The sequence below is a fragment of the Altericista sp. CCNU0014 genome, assembly GCF_044923475.1.
GTDB lineage: Bacteria > Cyanobacteriota > Cyanobacteriia > Thermosynechococcales > Thermosynechococcaceae > JAAURS01.
In genome coordinates this window covers 4,551,920-4,568,720 of the sequence record NZ_CP137338.1, presented here as the reverse complement: position 1 = coordinate 4,568,720, position 16,801 = coordinate 4,551,920, and the positions used below count along the sequence as shown (strand labels likewise).

The 16,801-nt window shown below is 55.7% G+C and carries 10 protein-coding genes; 3 read left to right on the top strand and 7 right to left on the bottom strand.

Annotation, left to right across the window (positions count from 1 at the left end):
- Nucleotides 1-62 precede the first annotated feature (62 nt).
- Nucleotides 63-260, top strand: a complete 198-nt coding sequence (locus R6H26_RS21770; RefSeq protein ID WP_404785499.1) for a hypothetical protein — start codon at nt 63-65, stop codon at nt 258-260.
- A gap of 115 nt (nt 261-375) precedes the next feature.
- Here the strand turns inward: R6H26_RS21770 and R6H26_RS21765 are convergent, their stop codons facing one another.
- The 3 genes from R6H26_RS21765 to R6H26_RS21755 all read right to left on the bottom strand — a co-directional run bounded on the left by R6H26_RS21765 (nt 376) and on the right by R6H26_RS21755 (nt 2,716).
- On the bottom strand, nt 376-570 hold the full coding sequence (locus R6H26_RS21765) for a hypothetical protein (protein ID WP_404785498.1): 195 nt from the start codon (nt 568-570) through the stop codon (nt 376-378).
- Between the two features lie 55 nt (nt 571-625).
- A complete protein-coding gene (locus R6H26_RS21760; RefSeq protein ID WP_404785496.1) occupies nt 626-853 on the bottom strand; it encodes a DUF4926 domain-containing protein in 228 nt (75 codons plus the stop codon).
- 81 nt (nt 854-934) lie between these two features.
- Nucleotides 935-2,716 carry an ABC transporter ATP-binding protein gene (locus R6H26_RS21755; protein ID WP_404785494.1) on the bottom strand — a complete coding sequence of 594 codons (1,782 nt, stop codon included), beginning with the start codon at nt 2,714-2,716 and terminating at the stop codon, nt 935-937.
- Between the two features lie 152 nt (nt 2,717-2,868).
- On the opposite strand from R6H26_RS21755, the gene R6H26_RS21750 reads away from it, so the two are divergent.
- Entirely contained in the window at nt 2,869-3,414 is a 546-nt protein-coding gene (locus R6H26_RS21750; protein ID WP_404785492.1) for an SRPBCC family protein, read from the top strand.
- Between the two features lie 197 nt (nt 3,415-3,611).
- On the opposite strand, the gene R6H26_RS21745 is transcribed toward R6H26_RS21750, so the two are convergent.
- Entirely contained in the window at nt 3,612-4,865 is a 1,254-nt protein-coding gene (locus R6H26_RS21745) for an IS256 family transposase (protein WP_404785490.1), read from the bottom strand.
- 191 nt (nt 4,866-5,056) lie between these two features.
- Here R6H26_RS21745 and R6H26_RS21740 point away from each other — a divergent pair, with 191 nt between their 5' ends.
- Nucleotides 5,057-5,314: a hypothetical protein gene (locus R6H26_RS21740; RefSeq protein ID WP_404785488.1), complete on the top strand. Its 258-nt coding sequence runs from the start codon at nt 5,057-5,059 to the stop codon at nt 5,312-5,314.
- Between the two features lie 140 nt (nt 5,315-5,454).
- Here the strand turns inward: R6H26_RS21740 and R6H26_RS21735 are convergent, their stop codons facing one another.
- The 3 genes from R6H26_RS21735 to R6H26_RS21725 all read right to left on the bottom strand — a co-directional run bounded on the left by R6H26_RS21735 (nt 5,455) and on the right by R6H26_RS21725 (nt 16,778).
- Nucleotides 5,455-6,276 (bottom strand): SDR family oxidoreductase, encoded by an 822-nt coding sequence (locus R6H26_RS21735; protein WP_404785486.1) that lies wholly within the window; start codon nt 6,274-6,276, stop codon nt 5,455-5,457.
- 26 nt (nt 6,277-6,302) lie between these two features.
- The gene (locus R6H26_RS21730; protein ID WP_404785485.1) at nt 6,303-14,264 is read right to left on the bottom strand and encodes an aminotransferase class I/II-fold pyridoxal phosphate-dependent enzyme; all 7,962 of its coding nucleotides are present in this window, start codon (nt 14,262-14,264) and stop codon (nt 6,303-6,305) included.
- A gap of 369 nt (nt 14,265-14,633) precedes the next feature.
- Nucleotides 14,634-16,778 (bottom strand): AMP-binding protein, encoded by a 2,145-nt coding sequence (locus R6H26_RS21725; protein ID WP_404785483.1) that lies wholly within the window; start codon nt 16,776-16,778, stop codon nt 14,634-14,636.
- Nucleotides 16,779-16,801 lie beyond the last annotated feature (23 nt).

Genomic DNA, 16,801 nt, shown 5'->3' with positions numbered 1-16,801 from the left:
CAGCCCTAGTGGTAGGTTCTGTAATGTCAAACCGTGACGCAGCGTTCAGAAAGGAGATCCCCTTGCAATTCGATACACCGCAAGCTACCCCACCCGCCTTTCGCGAAGATCTCAGCGATTACGTCGCTAATCTTCAGCTCCACATGACGCTACAGGCGAGAAATCTGGTTCCGTCTTTAAGCGGCAGCGGCGATAGCCGCGAGGCATTGCTGCACCAGACCCAAGCAACGTTTGAAAAGTATGTTTCTCGGCAATCCTAACGGGTTTGGCCGCCGATAAAGCCCGCTCCGTTCTAGCGTTCAACGATGCTGCGATCGTTCTTGTTCGGGCTTGGTAATTGAATTTTATGAGAATCTGGAGCAGAAGAGAAGTATCCTAGGCGCGATCGCCTTCTATCGCTTTAGCCTCCAACTGAACTTTGTTATACAGGTCTGTCAGTGAAATCTGAAACGGGACTTTTGTAAAGGCGATCGCCTCGTCCAATTTATCGTATTTGCAGAAAGACCATTGCTTCATTCCGGTCTTAGAAAAGTGCTCCACATGGATGTGCTGATAAAAGACGGTTTGCAAGAGATGCTTGGATTGGAGATCGCTTTCCCATTATTGAGTACGAAGACGGTTTCTTTTAAGCTGTGGCAAGCAAAGGCTGATGATGCAAGAGTATAAGCTGCTGGGAATTTAGGGTTTCTAAAGCGTAGGTGTGACCTTGAATATCCACAAATTCAACCTCGAAACTATCAGGTTCACATACTTCTACGATAGTCCCAACTTGTCCCCTGTACAGGCTGAGATCTGGAATATTTTCTAGGAGTGCTACGGTGTCTAGTAGTTTCATGGTGTCTAGTAGTTTCATAATGCCTTGCTGAATTAAAGAACAAAACAGGTAATCAGGCGGGGAAAGTTTTCAGTATCTCGGACAATCCGTTTATCGCGCTTATTCTCGTTGCCCAGTTTGCACGTTCCAAAGCTGCGCATAAACTCCCTTGTGGGCAAGAAGATCTTCGTGTTTGCCCTGCTCCACAATCTTGCCTTGCTCCATCACGTAAATACAGTCCGCATAGCGAATCGTCGAGAGTCGATGGGCGATCGCTACGGTCGTCCGATTGGCAGTGATGTATTCCAGAGATTTCTGGATCGCCGCCTCCGTTTCGTTATCCACCGCGGAAGTGGCCTCATCCAAAATCAGGATGGGTGGGTCTTTGAGCAGGGCACGGGCGATCGCCAATCGCTGCCGCTGACCGCCGGATAGTTTTTGGCCGCGTTCGCCCACGATGGTGTCGTAGCCTTGGGGGAGTTGCTGGATAAATTCGTGGGCTTCGGCATTTTTGGCAGCGATGATAATATCTTCATCTGCCGCGTCTGGGCAACCGTAGGCAATATTTTCGCGAACCGTGCCGTGGAAGAGGAAAATGTCCTGGCTGACCAAACCAATGCAGGCCCGTAAATCCTGCAAGCGCAGATCGCCGATGGACGTGCCATCTAGCCAGATCTGACCGGATTGGATCTCGTAAAATCGCAGCAGCAGCTTTACCAACGTGCTTTTACCCGAACCCGTAGAGCCTACAATGGCGATCGTCTGTCCGGCGGGGACTTTTAGGGTCAAATCCTGAATAATGGCGCGCCCGTTTTGGTAGCCAAACGTCACGCGATCGAACAAAATCTCGCCCTCTACCTGCGCTATGGGCAGCGGCGTTGCGCCGGAATGAATTTCTAGCGGCGTATCCAGCAGGTTCATCACGCGCTGGGTCGAGGCCATCGCCCGCTGGTATTGATCGAGGGTATCGCCCAGGCGAGTGAGAGGCCACAGCAATCGCTGAATCAAATAGATCAAAACGCTGTAGGTGCCGACGGTGAGATTGCCCGCCACTACCTGAAGTCCGCCGCCGCCCAGGGTGGCTAAAAAGGCCAACAGAATCAAAATTCGGATCAGCGGCACAAAGGCGGCACTCAGAGCGATCGCATGGCGGTTGCTCTGGCGGTAGGCTTCGCTGTCTCGGCGGATTTGCTCGGCCTCGAAGGCTTCGGTGGTGAAGCTTTTGATAGTGGTAATGCCGCTCAGGTTATTAGAGAGGCGGCTGTTGAGGAAGCTGACGCGCTCCCGCACGGCAGCGTAGCGGGGGGCCAATACTTTTTGAAAGGCGATCGCCCCCCAAATAATAAAGGGCATGGGCAAGATTGCCACCCACGCCACCCCCGGTGCCAGCACAAAAAAGGCACCGCCGATGATAATGACTGTGGTGATGACCTGGATGACTTCGTTCGCACCGCCATCTAAAAAGCGCTCCAGTTGGTTGATGTCGTCGCTGAGGATCGACATCAGGCTGCCCGTACTTTGCTCCTCAAAAAATGCCATTTCCAGGTTTTGGAGATGATCGTAAGCATCTAGCCGCAGGTAGTGCTGGACGGTCTGGGCTAAATTGCGCCAGAGCCGCGCGTAGAAATACTCGAACAGGGACTCCAACCCCCAAATGACGATGGATAAACCGCAGATCAGCGCCAACTGCCAGCCCACATCCGGGATACCCCATCGGGCGATCGCCGACTGGTCTTTTTGCACCACCACGTCTACCGCCATCCCAATCAAGGCAGGGGGAGCCAGATCGAACACTTTATTGAGGACGGAGCAAATGCTCGCCAGCCATATTTCGCGGGAAAAGGGACGACTGTAACGCAGAAGGCGGTTGAGGGGCGGCGGCTGGCGAGAAGATGTGACCATGGTTACTGCGGTTTAGATTCAAACAGGGAACACTAGGAGAGTAGCTGTAGAGAAGGTTAAGACCTGTAAAGTTATGCGTCTTTGCCTTAATCTAATAGGTATATCTACTGTTTTTGCGCGAACTTACTTTTTCTTTGTGCGTCGATTCCACCATGATAGAACTTGACACCCTTCCTCTCGTTGCCGAACAAGCTGAAGCGCTGAGCAGTGAAGTCCTGCTAACGCTTTCTAAACTAGCGGGTCGCCAACGCCGCATTGAGGCCACAATTTACCTTTCCCACCCTATCGAGCAGGTTTGGGGCGTTTTGACGGACTATGAGGCGTTAGCAGACTTTATCCCGAACCTCGCTAAAAGCTGCCGCGTCCCGCATCCAGACGGCGGCATTCGGGTGGAGCAGGTCGGCACCCAAAATCTTAAAGTGGTGACGTTTTCAGCACGGGTCGTCCTAGATATGGTGGAGGAATATCCCTCGGCAATTCGCTTTGCGATGGTAGAGGGAGATTTCAAGTCATTTTCGGGCGAGTGGCTGCTTCAGTCTGTTCCTGAAACGGATGGGGGCGGAACCCGACTGACCTACATTTTAGAGGTTTGGGCGAAGGCTACTATTCCGGTGATTGCTATTGAGCAACGCCTGAAGAAAGATCTGCCTCAGAATTTGTATGCCATCCGCGATCGCCTTTCGGCCCTCTATTTCTAGTCAGTGGTAGCTTGGGTTGAAGCATGAAACCCAAGGTCTAACCGACTCAATAACGTAGAGTAACGATGGATGGTGCCAAACTAGAGGCAGCGATTCGCGAATACTTAGGAGGTTGAGACTATGGCAATTTCATTTCATCTGAGTCGAGTAATGGTAAGCTGGAGAGCGATCGGAATTTTGTGTAAGGGCGAAAAAGGTCAGTGATTGAAGCGTCCTGGAAAAAGGATAGCAAAATGAGACAGAGCAGCCTTCCAATTTTTGATAGGTCGGCTCCATCTTTTGGCAATATTATTCATCGTTAAATACATCGGCTTAAACACAGACTCCTCATCTGGGAAAACGGCCTTGGTCTTGATGACCTTACGCAGAGAGCGATTAAGAGACTCAATGGCATTGGTGGTGTAGATGACCCGACGAATATCCATCGGATAATCAAAAATAGGAATAACATTTTCCCAATGCCGAATCCAGATTTGGCTGATAGCAGGATACAGGCCATCCCACTTAGCCGCAAAGGCATCCAGTGCTGTTTCTGCCTCTTGGAGGGTAGCGGCTTGGTAAATGGGTTTGAGGTCAGCCACAACCGCTTTGCTATCTTTCCAAGGCACATAGCGCAAACAGTTACGGATTAAATGGACAATGCACAGTTGAACCTGAGTGTTGGGGTAAAGTGCTTCAATGGCCTGGGGAAAGCCGCTCAACCCATCGACACAGGCAATTAGGATATCCTGAAGTCCCCGATTTTTGAGGTCTGTGAGGACTTTTAAGCAGAACTTTGCCCCCTCACTTTCTGCTTCTCCAGTCCATAGCCCCAGTAAGTCCTTATTGCCCTCGCGATTGATGCCTAAGACCACATAGACGGCTCGTTTGGCAACTCGCCCAGATACCTTGAGGTTGACGTAGAGCGCATCCAGATACAGGATCGGGTACACCTCATCCAAGGGACGACATTGCCAAGCGTTGACTTCTTCGCTCACGCTATCGGTGACGTCACTAATGAGCGCTACTGATATCTGAGCTCCATAGAGTTCTTCCAGTTGGGCGCTGATGTCTCGCGTACTCAGGCCACGGGAATACAGCGCTAGGATTTTCTCATCAAGGCCCGCTAAGCGCCGTTGATGTTTGGGTACCAGGACAGGTTCAAATTCGCCGTTGCGGTCGCGGGGGATAGAGAGTTCCATTTCGCCATGCTGCGACTGCACGGTCTTTTTGGAGTATCCGTTTCGGCTATTGGGACGAGACGGTTCGCCCGGGTCGGCGCCTTCGGGGGCTGAAGGGTTTGGCTTGAGATGATGGTTCAGTTCCCCTGATAGGGCACGCTCAATCAGACGTTGGCTCAGTTGCTTGAGTAAGCCTCCCTCCCCTAGGATGTCGTCGGGGGTTCGATAATCTAACAGCAATTCGTCTAGCAGCTCATCTGTACGGTTGGGTTCTTTCTTTGTTCTTGGCATAATGCGGTCTCCTGTGTTGTAGGGATTTTAGACCGCTTACACAAAATTCTGAACAGTCTTAAAAAAGACTCATGAGACGCTTGGGGTACGATTGTCAATAGGAAGGATCGGATGTAGTCTTGCAACGCGACTACTATTGGCCTAGGCCAATTTTGAAACCTAAGAATAATGCCTCTTCAGGAAAAAATTCTATGGCCACCATCTCTATCGACAACGCCGGAAAATTAGAAATCCCTTTAGAAGTCCGCCAACAGCTAGGACTCACTGCTGCCCAATCGCTCACGCTTGAGGTGACTAATGGCTGCATTATTCTTCAGCCAGTTGGCAGTAAACCTACCGTTCATCGTCATGGCACTGCCTTAGTTGTAGAAACCCCGCCCTTAGGCAACCTTGACACCCTCATCGACGACCTCCGCGAGGAGCGCATTCAGAGCCACCTATCTACATGAAGGTTCTGTTCGACACTTCCTTTTTTAAAAAGTGGGTATGCTGAAGCGAGATCGCCTGGCTGAATATTTGCGCGATCGCGCTGTCCCTTTCCATCTCTAAAACGAGTTCCGATGTTTGAATGACTCATTCATCGTGAGAATTACTGTTCCCGTTTGGTTGCCTTTGCAACCATGCGATCGCAGTACCATTGAAAACCGGGCGCGATCGCGCTGTGGAGTTTGGCGAGCAAACTCATTTCCAAACCGGGCGTAATGGCAAAAGCCTTTTGCCGAACCCCGCGGAGAATTGCATCCGCGACAGCATCCGCAGTCCAGGTTTTCGCCGTAGCCGTAATCATTTGAGTGGCGAGCGGCTTCGTCAGATTTTCGGCCTGAAGTTGGGGCGTATCCGTATCCGGTGGATAGACGATCGCCAAGTGAATGCCGTAGGGCTTTAACTCGCCCCGCAGAGATTCTGCTAGCCCCCGCAGCGCAAACTTAGATGGACTGTAGGGCGTATAGCCGTAAAGACCCACCAGTCCGGCCCCGGAAGAGATCAGCACGATGCTGCCCTTGCGTCGCGCTTCCATGGCAGGCAACGCTGCCCGAATGCTGTAAAGCGACCCAAAATAGTTCGTCGCCATCGTTTGCTCGAAGACCGACAGCGGCAGCTCTCGAAAATGCCCCGGATGGGCGATTCCGGCTGAGGTGACGAGCATATCCGGGGGGCCGAGTTGGGCGATCGCCGTTTCAATTGCAGCCATCACCCGATCGGCACGAGCCACATCCGCAGTCAGCGCCAAAACCCGCTGCTCCACTCCTTTCCGTGCCAGTTCGATTTCAGCCCTAGCCGCTTCTAGCGTTGAAGGCGTGCGGGCGATCAGCGTGACATGGGCACCCGCTCGCGCCAGCTTTAGAGCCAAAGCTTTGCCAATGCCGCTCGAACCGCCCGTGATAATGGCATGATGCCGCTCGAAGGACATAGAGACATTCCATCAACAACCCGACCTCAGCTCGACACCGATGGCTCTGTCTGCCTTGCGGCCCTGTGCGTGACGAACTGCGATCGGATTAAATAGTGCAGCCAATCGTGCTTCGACCCTCCCTTCATCTTGGCAATTTCCTCTGCCAGGACGGAAATGGTTTGACGAATTTGCGCTTCAGTATGATCGCAGCTCAAAAAGAACCGCAACCGAGCAGCATCGTAAGGCACCGAAGGATAGATCATCGGCTGAGCGTTAATCCCTCGATCCAGCAGCGCGTGGGAAAGCGCCACCGCCTTATAGGGGTCGCCCACGATAATCGGCACCACCGGAGAATCGTGGCTGGGTCCTGTATCGAACCCTTGCGCCTTCGCCAGAGATAGAAAGAGCGCCGTGCGCGCCTGAAGCCGGGTGACGCGATCGGGTTCGGCCTGGAGCCGTTGCAGCGCCGCTAGTGCAGAAGCGGCGTTGGATGGCGTCATGCCCACGCTGTAGACAAATCCGGGCGACGTATATTTGAGGTACTCCACCATGGCCTTAGAAGCCCCGATGTAACCTCCGCAGCTCGCAAAAGACTTGCTCAAAGTGCCCATCCACAGCTCCACATCCGCGCGGGCAACCCCAAAGTGCTCGCCTACCCCGCGCCCCTGACGGCCCACCGCACCAATAGAATGGGCTTCGTCCACCAGCAAAAAGGTCTTATACTTCTTCTTCAGCTCGACGATCTCGGGCAGCGGGGCTAAATCGCCGTCGGTGCTGTAGACGCCTTCCACCGCAATCAGCACTTTTTCAAACCCATGCCGACGGGTTTGAAGGATTTGCTCTAGCGATCGCACGTCATTGTGTGCGAACGAAACGGTCGTCGCCCCCGAAAGCGCGCAGCCGATTTGAATGCTGTTATGGCTGAAGGCATCGCAAACGATCAGGTCGTTTTTGCCGAACAGATGGCCGATCGTACTGACATTGGTCGTGTGTCCGCCAATGTAGACGATACAGTCCTCCGTCCCCAAGAAATCGGCGAGCGCCCGCTCCAAATCCTGGTGAATCGAGCGCTCTCCAGACACCACCCGGCTGGCGGAAACAGACGTACCGTAGCGATCGATTGCGGCCTTGGATGCTTCCGACACCGCCTCGTCCCCGGACAAGCCCAGGTAGTTATAGCTGGAGTAATTAACGACCGCTTGCCCTTCGATAGACGTCGTATCGTTTGCAATGCCGTCGTGCACTGTGAAGAAAGGATTGCCAATTTCCTTTCCCTGCTCCAGATACTCTTTTAAGTTCAAATACTCCGGCGATCGTTCGAATTGATAAAATTCTGGCGGAATGGCTGGCTGGGTTTGCGCCGATCCATTGGCCGCCGATCCATTGGCCGCCGACCCATTGGCCACCGACCCATTGGCTTGGGTTGCAGGCGGCTGATGGCCGTTTCCCAATGCCTCGAGCGGAGCTTCAGCCGCAGGTCGAGACTGAGGAACAGATCCGTTCTTGGACCCTAAAGGCGTTGCGGTTGGGCTTTGAGGTGTCGATTTGGGCTGTGTCTGCCCAGGGGAGGAACTGACCGCCCCAGCAGAAAGCACCTCTCGATCGATGTAAGCAATCAGCGCGCCAACCGTAGGGTAGTCCATCGCTAAGGTAATCGGGAACGAGAAATTGAGGCTGGACTGGAGCCGACTCTTCATTTCCATCCCCATGAGAGAATCCATGCCTAAGTCTGTAAAGCTGCGATCGAGTTCCACCTCTTCTGGGGTCAGGCCAATGACCTTCGCAATTTGAGACTGGACGTGCTGGGTCAGTAAAGCCAGACGTTCCTCGGCGGGTGCGGCGTCTAGCTGAAGCCGGAAAGCCGAGTAAGACTGTGCGCCAGTTTCCACTGCCACCGCAACGTTTTCTAAGAACGGAGGAACGGCACCATTGGAGATCTGATCTAGGAATTTAGCCCACTCAACCTGCACCACGCCGATTTGAGGGGCATCCTGGGCCAGCAGTTCTTCCAATGCTTCCAACGCGAGGTCTGGATCGAGGGGCGTAATGCCGCTGAGGGCCAAGCGCGCCGCATCGCGATCGCTCAGTTCGGCAGCCATGCCCGCACCACCCCAGGGACCCCAGTTCAGGCTCAGCCCCGGTAGCCCTAGTTTGCGGCGATAGTGAGCGAGCCCGTCCATAAAGGCATTGGCCGCTGCGTAGTTGCCTTGCCCCGGCGAACCCAGCAGCGCTGCAACGGAAGAAAAACAGACAAAAAAGTCGAGGGAAAGATCCAGACTTTGGGCGTGGAGGTTCCACGCTCCAGCGACCTTGGGACCCATGACGCGTTCGAAGCGCTCCCAGGTTTGACCTTGAAGGATGCCATCATCTAGAAGGCCAGCTGCGTGGATAATGCCTCGCAGGGGCGGCAGTGACTGCTGGAGGATTGCAAACATTTCTGCCACGGCGGTCGGTTGGGCGATATCCGCCTGGAACACTCGCACGCGCGCGCCCGTTTGCTCGAGGCGGGCGATGGCTTGCCGTGCCGCTTCCGAAGGGGCGCTGCGCCCCACCAATACCAGTGTTTTTGCGCCTCGCTCCACCAACCAACGGGTCAGTTGCAACCCCAACGCACCCAGGCCGCCCGTTACCAAGTAGGTCCCGTCCTCCCGCGCGATCGCCCTAGTGGGGGGATGCTCGGCCACGGACAGCACCACCTTACCCCGGTGTTTGGCTTGGGCCATGTGCCGGAAGGCGCTGACGGCTTCCTCAATGGGGAAAACCTGATGGGGCAAGGGCTGAAGCTGCCGCCGCTCGAATGCCTCCATCACATCCCGCAGCATGGAGGCAAACAAAGCCGGATCGCGCAGCGAGACTTCTAACAGGTCGAAGGGAAAATAAGATACATCTGGCCGCTGAGCGCGAACTTCGGACGCCTCCCAAATGCCCAGCTTGCCAATTTCGACGAATCGACCCTGGGGGGCCAATACCTCTAGATTCTTGGGAATAAAGTCGCCGTTGAGGCTGTTGAGGACGATATCGATCCCCTGCCCCTCGGTCAGCTCCAAAATTTCCGCTGCAAAATCTAAGGTGCGCGAGTTGAAGGTATGCTCGACCCCCATGCTTTGCAAGAAGTCCCACTTGCCAGGGCTAGCCGTCGCAAAAACCCGAGCGCCTGCCCGTTGCGCGAGTTGGACCGCTGCCTGTCCGACGCCGCCCGCTGCGGCGTGAATGAGGACGCGATCGCCCGCTTGAATTTTTGCTAAATGATGCAGACCGTAGTAAGCGGTTAAAAATGCCGTCGAAATCGTCGCCGCTTCTGCTGCGCTGAGATGTTCCGGCGTGCGGATCGCGCATTGGGCGGGAACGGTGACGAAGTTCGCCATACTGCCGATCGCGTTGGCGGCAATGACCGAATCTCCGATCTCGAATCCTTCAACCCCTTCTCCGATGGCTGCAATGCGCCCCGCACATTCCCCGCCAAAGGGGACATCTGCGGCATCGGACAGGCCCATTTGCTCCAAATAAGCCTGAAGCATTCCCAAAGCATTCAAAACATCGCGGAAGTTAAGACCGGCGGCTTCCACCTGAATCTCTACTTCCCCGCGTCCAGGCGCGCGACGGCTGGAGGGAGCCAGCATTAGGTTTTCGAGAATGCCGTAGCTCGAAATTTTGAGTTGAAAGGCAGCGCTACCGTCAGGACGTTGAAGCGGGCCGTTTCGATCGGTCTCGTGGCGAACGAGGCGCGCGACATGACGTTCGCCCTGGCGATAGGCAATCCGATCCTCCCCATCCGGGAACCGAAGATCCGCGACGACGGCAGATAGGCGATCCAAATCCGAATCCAAATCCAGGCACGTGCAGTGGAGATTGGGATACTCCAAGGCGATGGTGCGTCCCAAGCCCCACAGGGAAGATTGCTGCACCTGAGGCGGCGCGCTCGCAGCACCAATGGCTTGAGCGTCCTGAGTCACCAGCCACAAGCGGGGAAATTCTGCAAAGCTGGATTGACCCAACGCTTGCACCAAATGCAGCGCGCTACCGCAGCTTCGAAGCTGGGCTGCGTCGAGATCTGCCGCAGAGCGAGGATGTTCGGTCGGCTCCGTCAAGCTCCACAGATGCACGACCCCAGACAGCATGCGATCGGAAGTCTGAAAGTCCTGAAGCAGCGATCGGAAATCTTCGGGGTTTGCCGGATCGATGCGATAGGCGTGCGGGTCGATCCGCTCGAAGCGATCGCCAGCAAAGGCCAAAACGCAAGACTCTCCTTGGGCTTGCAATTGATGGCTCAACTGAGCGCCAACGCCGCGATCGTCTGCAAAAATAAGCCAGGTTTTGGGCGATCGCCCTTCCAAGGACGCTTCCGCAGGCGGTTCGATGCGAGGACTGGGCTGCCAGACGATTTCATACAGCCACTGTTTGAGATCGACATCCTGTTGCAGCAACCGCTGCAGCATCCGGCGATTGACGGAGCGAAGGGTAAAACCTTCTAGGGCAGCCACCCTAACCCCCGCCGCATCGAATAAGTCCAAATCCGCCCGGACCTGTTTTGCCTCAAAAGACCGCAACCGGACGTGACACCACAGCACGTCGCGGGCATCCCGACTGTAGACCTGCAATCGCCCCAGACTGACGGGCAAGAAGGTTTCCTGACTGTCTAGATCTGCCGCTCCCAAAACCTGAAAGCAGGCATCGAGCAGTGCGGGGTGAAGGGTGTACCCCTCGGCCTCTGCTCCTCGTTCCTGAGGAAGCTGAATCCAGCCTAGCGCTTGCCGATTGCCCTTCCAAAGCTGCCGCACGCCCTGAAAACTGGGGCCGTAATGGAGTCCCCGGTCCTGGAGATGGCGGTAATAGCCTGCAATGGCGATCTCTTCAGGACAGTCCGCTCGGACTTGGTCTAGTGCTGGAGCCTCAACCTGAGCCGACGAAGGGCTGAATGCGATCTTACCTGCGGCATGGCGGATGGAGGCAGGTTGGGCGGAATCGAGCTCGCGAGGCAGGCTAAAAATTTGAAATCCATAGCCGGACGGCCCCTCTGGGACGAGCTGGAGTTGGAGCGCGACCGGATCCTTGTCATGGAGCAGCAACGGTTGCTCGATGGTAACGTCTTCGATCTGCCAAGGACTGTCTTGAAAAACTTGAAGTGCCGCTGCTGCCGCCATTTCGATATAGGCCGAAGCTGGCAAAACGGGCTGCTGCAAGACGCAGTGATCTTGGAGGTAGGCAGGCGATCGCCCGCTCAACTGCGATTGATACCGCAGCTCTGACGTTCCGGCCAAGGGAAGTCGAACCCCGAGCAGCGGGTGCAGCGGTTGCTGCCCGGCAGGCGCGAGTGCGGGCGAGCGGTTGGAACTGACGGCCCTTAAATCTTCATCCGCCCACCAGTAGCGCTGGCGCTGGAAGGGATAGGTGGGCAAATTCACCCACTGGCGAACGTAGTCGCGATCGAACCCGGCCCAATCTACGCCTGCATTGTGCAGGTAGAGCGCGCCCAAGCTCTGAAGCATCTGCTGCCAGTCCAGTTGGCCCGGTCGCAGGCTGGGAAGCCACAGGCGATCGCCCTCGGGGAGGCAGGTCCGTCCCATCCCCAACAGCACGGGCTTCGGCCCGATTTCCAGGAAAATTTTATACTCTTGGCGCTGGAGGGTCTCCATGCTGGCCGCAAACCGCACTGGCTGGCGCACGTGCAAACACCAATATTCAGGCGTCGCAATTTCTGGCCCGATGAGGTCGCCAGTCAGGTTTGAAATCAAGCTCGTGCGGGGGCGGGCGTAGGCCACCTCCGAAGCCACGCGGGCAAATTCGGCCAGCATCGGCTCCATCAAGGGCGAGTGAAACGCGTGGGATACTTGAAGCGGCTTCGTCTTGATGCCCTCGGCCTCTAGCGCCGCGACGATGGCTGCAATGGCCGTCTGCTCGCCGGAAATGACGATACTCTGGGGGCCGTTGATGGCGGCGATAGCTACGCACCCAGAGTCCGCCACCGACCCTTCATACTGCCGCACCGCTGCTGCAACCCGAGCCTCCTCTGCCAGCACGGAGACCATCGCGCCGTTCTGGGGCAGTGCCTGCATCAGACGGCCCCGCGCTGCAATGAGCTTTAAGCCATCTTCAAGGCTGAACACGCCCGCAATGCAGGCCGCCACGTATTCTCCCACGCTGTGACCCATCACTACCGCAGGTGCGATCCCCCAGGAAAGCCAAAGCTGGGTCAGGGCATACTCCAGCGCAAACAGCGCGGGTTGGGTATAGGCGGTATCGTCAATCGGGCTTTGCCCCTCTGCTTCGGGGTACAGCACGGACAGCAGCGATAGCTTGAGTTCGGACCGCAAAATCTCGTCGCAGCGGTCCAAAATGCGCCTAAACGTCGGCTGAGATTCGTAAAGCGCTTTCCCCATCCCCACGTACTGCGATCCCTGTCCCGAGAACAAAAAGGCGATCCGAGGCGCTTTTTTCCCCACGATCTGCCCTTCGGAGAGGCCCGCGATCTCGGTTTCGCCAGCAGCAAACGCCGCGAGCTGGGCCTGGACGTCAGCACTGGAAGCGCCGACCGCAACGAGTCGATGTTTGAACTGCGATCGCCGCAAATTGGCGCAATGGCACACGTCCGCCAAGGACAGCATCGGATTTTGAGCCAATAGGGTTTGATATCGCGAACTCAGCTCGCGCAAGGCTGGCTCGCTTTTGGCCGTCAGCGCCAGCAGGTGCCAGGGTCTATTGACGCTAGCGTACTTAAACGCAGGTGTCTGGCTCGGCGCTTCCTGAAGGACCGCATGGGCGTTGGTCCCGCCAAACCCGAAGGAATTGATCCCGGCGATCGCCGCCCCCTCTCGATAGGGCCAAGGCTCTAAGGTCTGCTGCACTCGCAGTTGGAGCGCGTCGAAATCAATGTAAGGATTCGGGTCTTGAAAATGCAGGCTAGCCGGGATCTGCTGGTGCTCGAGTGCCAGGGCAACCTTGATCAATCCCGTAATGCCTGCCGCAGTTTCCGAGTGGCCCAGATTGGCCTTGACCGAGCCTACGACACAGCGATCGCCCGCAGCGCGCCCCTCGGCCAGTACCGCGCCAAGCGCCTTCAACTCCATCGGGTCGCCCAATTTCGTCCCCGTGCCGTGGGCTTCTACGTACTGCACCTGCCCTGGCGAAACCCCAGCGCGAGCGTAAGCCTCTCGCACTACCGCTTCCTGGGCCTCTGGATTGGGTGCCGACAAACCGTTACTGCGTCCGTCTTGGTTCATCGCCGTGCCGAGAATCACTGCATAAATCCGATCCCCGTCCTTTTGGGCTTGAGAGAGCGGTTTCAGCAGCACCGTCCCCGCCCCTTCGCTGCGGACGTAGCCATTGGCTTTGGCATCAAAGGGCTTACACCGACCGTCCGGTGCCATCAAACCCGCCTTGCTAAAGCTCACGGATAAATCCGCCGATAAAATGACCTGCACCCCCCCGGCCAAGGCCAGCGTACTTTCCTGATTCCAAATGCTCTGACAGGCAAGGTGGACGGCAACCAAGGAGGAAGAGCAGGCGGTATCGACTGCTAGGCTGGGACCTCTGAAGTTAAAGACATAGGAGATCCGATTGGCTGCAATGCAATTTACATTGCCCGTAAGCGCGTAGGGATCGTCGCTGGTGACGAGAGAAGAATAGTCGTGACTCGAAATGCCGATAAAAACACCTGTTTTCGACCCCGACAACTGCTGCGGGACCTGTCCGGCATCTTCTAGAGCTTCCCACGCAACTTCTAAAATTAGTCGCTGTTGGGGATCGATCGTGTTGGCTTCGCGAGGGGTAATGCCAAAAAACGTCGGATCGAACCGATCGACATTTTCTAAAAAGCCGCCCCACCGCGTATTCATTTTGTGAGGCTGGGTTGGGTCTGGATCGTAAAAAGCATTGAGATCCCATCGGGATGGAGGGACTTCAGAAATGGCATCCACGTTATCGTGGAGCAATTTCCAAAATTCCTGCGGATTATTGGCCCCCGGCAAACGACATCCAATCCCAATTACAGCAATAGGTTCTTTATGCATCTTGTTCCGACCAGACCTTAAAAATTTAAGACTTAAAAATTAGCAACTGAGGGGGTCTCTATCTCTTCAGTCTCATAACTTGAACTGTTCTCATAAGAATATACTGCTGGTCAAACACGACACATCCCCTCCACCGCAACTGAACCGCAATGACGCAGGATAAGCCCGAAGGTTGCATTGCGATTCTGTCCGGCAAAGTTTTTACGTCATTATAACGACTAGATCTTGAAATTAAGCTATGGAGCACCTGCAGAGAGAATTTTGGAGCTTAAGGCGTGGCAAATCTCGCGATGCAGCTTCGAGATCGTCCGTTCGCGATCCGCTGAGCGGCGCTGGCGGTTTCGTCAGGCTTGAGGAGCGTGACTTTTGCTAAGTGCTGGTGCCTAAGTGCTGGGCTAGAGCCTCAATGCTGGGATATTCCCAGAATAAAGTCGGGTCTAGTTCCCGACCCAACCAGTTGGATAGCTCGGTCGCCAGGCTCGCGGCAATCGATGAATCTAACCCGTAGTGGGAGAACGGTTCCGAAAGGTCTATCTCCTCCGGCGAGATTTTGAGATAGAGGGCGAGGTTTGCTGTAATCCAAGTTTCAATGGCTTCTGGCATGGGGGGAACGCCCAGCGCAGCCTGGTTTGCCTGGCTCGGCAGTTCGATCGCGCTCGATTCGGGCGATCGCCCACTCCGCGCGCTCAAGGTTTTGAGCATCGCTTCCGCCGCTGCTTGAACCTGTCGAACGTCAACGGTACTCTCGCTCCAGGATGCCAGAGGGTCTAGACCACCAGCCAGAAACTGAGCGCGACATTCCGCGCGCTGAATCTTGCCGCTCGATGTTTTGGGAATGCTGCCCGGTTTCAAGAGGGCGATCGCAGAAATCTGAAGTTGGTGCTGCTCCGATACAGACCGTCGGATGGCAGCGCAGATTTCTGCGACGGGGAGCTGCCGCAAAAAGCCGCGCTCCACCTCTTGAACGATCGCGAGGCGTTCCGCGCCGTTTGCTTCGATCGAAAAGGCAGCGCCGCCGCCCGCGCGCAGCGCGCAATGGCTGGATTGAACGGTCCATTCAATATCCTGGGGATAGTGGTTGCGACCCCGAATGATAATCAGTTCCTTCAGGCGACCGGTGACAAACAGCTCGCCTGCCCGCATAAACCCCAAGTCCCCAGTCCGCAAAAAAGGACCTTCGCCAGTGTCGCTCAAATAAGCCTTGAAAACTCGCTCGGTCTCTTGGGGTTGGTTCCAGTAGCCCCGAGCTACGCTCGCACTCGACACCCAAATCTCGCCCACTTCAGATGCCCCGCACGGTACGGTAGAGACTGGATCGACGATCGCCACCCTGTGTTCGAGCCTGGCTCGGCCACAACCCACCACCTTGCGTACTTTTTGAAGCGTTTCCGCAACGGGAATGACTCGCTTGTCCTTAAGGGCGACCGGATCGACTGTGCAAATCTCAGGCGGCTTCATTCTAGTCCCGCCCGCAATCATGAGCGTTGCTTCGGCCATCCCGTAACAGGGATAAAAGGCAGCGCTGTGGAATCCGCAAGGTTGAAACGTTTTGGCAAAAGATTCTAGGGTTTGAGGGCGAATCGGCTCGGCCCCGTTAAAGGCCACTTGCCAACTGCTGAGATCCAATGTTTCAAGCTCGGCAGGGGAGATCTTTTTGACGCAAAGTTCGTAGGCAAAATTGGGTCCCCCACTGGTGGTGGCGCGATAGCGAGAAATAGCCTGAAGCCACCGCACGGGCTTCCGCAAAAAGGCCATCGGCGACATCAAAACCATCGGTCGCCCGATGGAGAGCGGCTGCAAAATTCCGCCAATCAATCCCATGTCGTGATAGGGGGGCAGCCAGGAGACGCCGATGCTGTCTTCTCCGTCCTGGAAACAATGCTGGATCGTCGCGGCGTTGTGGAGCAAATTTTCGTGGGAAATCATTACCCCTTTCGGCACTCCCGTAGAACCCGACGTGTATTGCAATAAGGCGATCGCGCCGTCATCCAAAGTTGGCCTTTGCCAATCTGAAGCCGCCGAATCTGTCAGGTCATCCGTCGCAATCCAGTGAAGTTGCGGAAGCCCTCGCGCGCCAGCAAATTGCGTCTGGCTCTCCGCCAGCAACGCAGACGTCGTGAGTGCAAACGTCGCTTGGGCGTCTGCGGCAATAGACTGAAGCCTGCGTTTCGTCTGATTTTGTTGGGGCGGGTAAGCCGGAACCGCAGTGACCCCGGCATAGAGGCATCCAAAAAATGCAGCGACGAACGCTAATCCGGATGGGTACAGCAGCAGCGCTCTCGAACCTCGGGCATTGAGGGATTGCAAGTGGGCCGCGATCGCCCGAGCCCGAAGGTCGAGCGCCCGATACGTCAGGCTTGCCGTTTGGGTTTCACCATCCACCAAATAGGTATATCCCACCTGCTCGGGCTGACGGTCTGCCCTTTGCCTGAGTACATCTACAACCGTTGTTTTTGACAAAGTATTGGCTAGCAATGCATTCACTGGCTCTATGATGAGATTTGCAAATTTCACTAAATTTTAAGACTATATTCCCT

Coding starts and splice junctions, on each gene's coding strand:
- R6H26_RS21760 (WP_404785496.1), bottom strand. CDS start 853: ATGAAACTACTAGACACCATGAAACTACTAGACACCGTAGCACTCCTA.
- R6H26_RS21755 (WP_404785494.1), bottom strand. CDS start 2,716: ATGGTCACATCTTCTCGCCAGCCGCCGCCCCTCAACCGCCTTCTGCGT.
- R6H26_RS21750 (WP_404785492.1), top strand. CDS start 2,869: ATGATAGAACTTGACACCCTTCCTCTCGTTGCCGAACAAGCTGAAGCG.
- R6H26_RS21745 (WP_404785490.1), bottom strand. CDS start 4,865: ATGCCAAGAACAAAGAAAGAACCCAACCGTACAGATGAGCTGCTAGAC.
- R6H26_RS21740 (WP_404785488.1), top strand. CDS start 5,057: ATGGCCACCATCTCTATCGACAACGCCGGAAAATTAGAAATCCCTTTA.
- R6H26_RS21735 (WP_404785486.1), bottom strand. CDS start 6,276: ATGTCCTTCGAGCGGCATCATGCCATTATCACGGGCGGTTCGAGCGGC.
- R6H26_RS21730 (WP_404785485.1), bottom strand. CDS start 14,264: ATGCATAAAGAACCTATTGCTGTAATTGGGATTGGATGTCGTTTGCCG.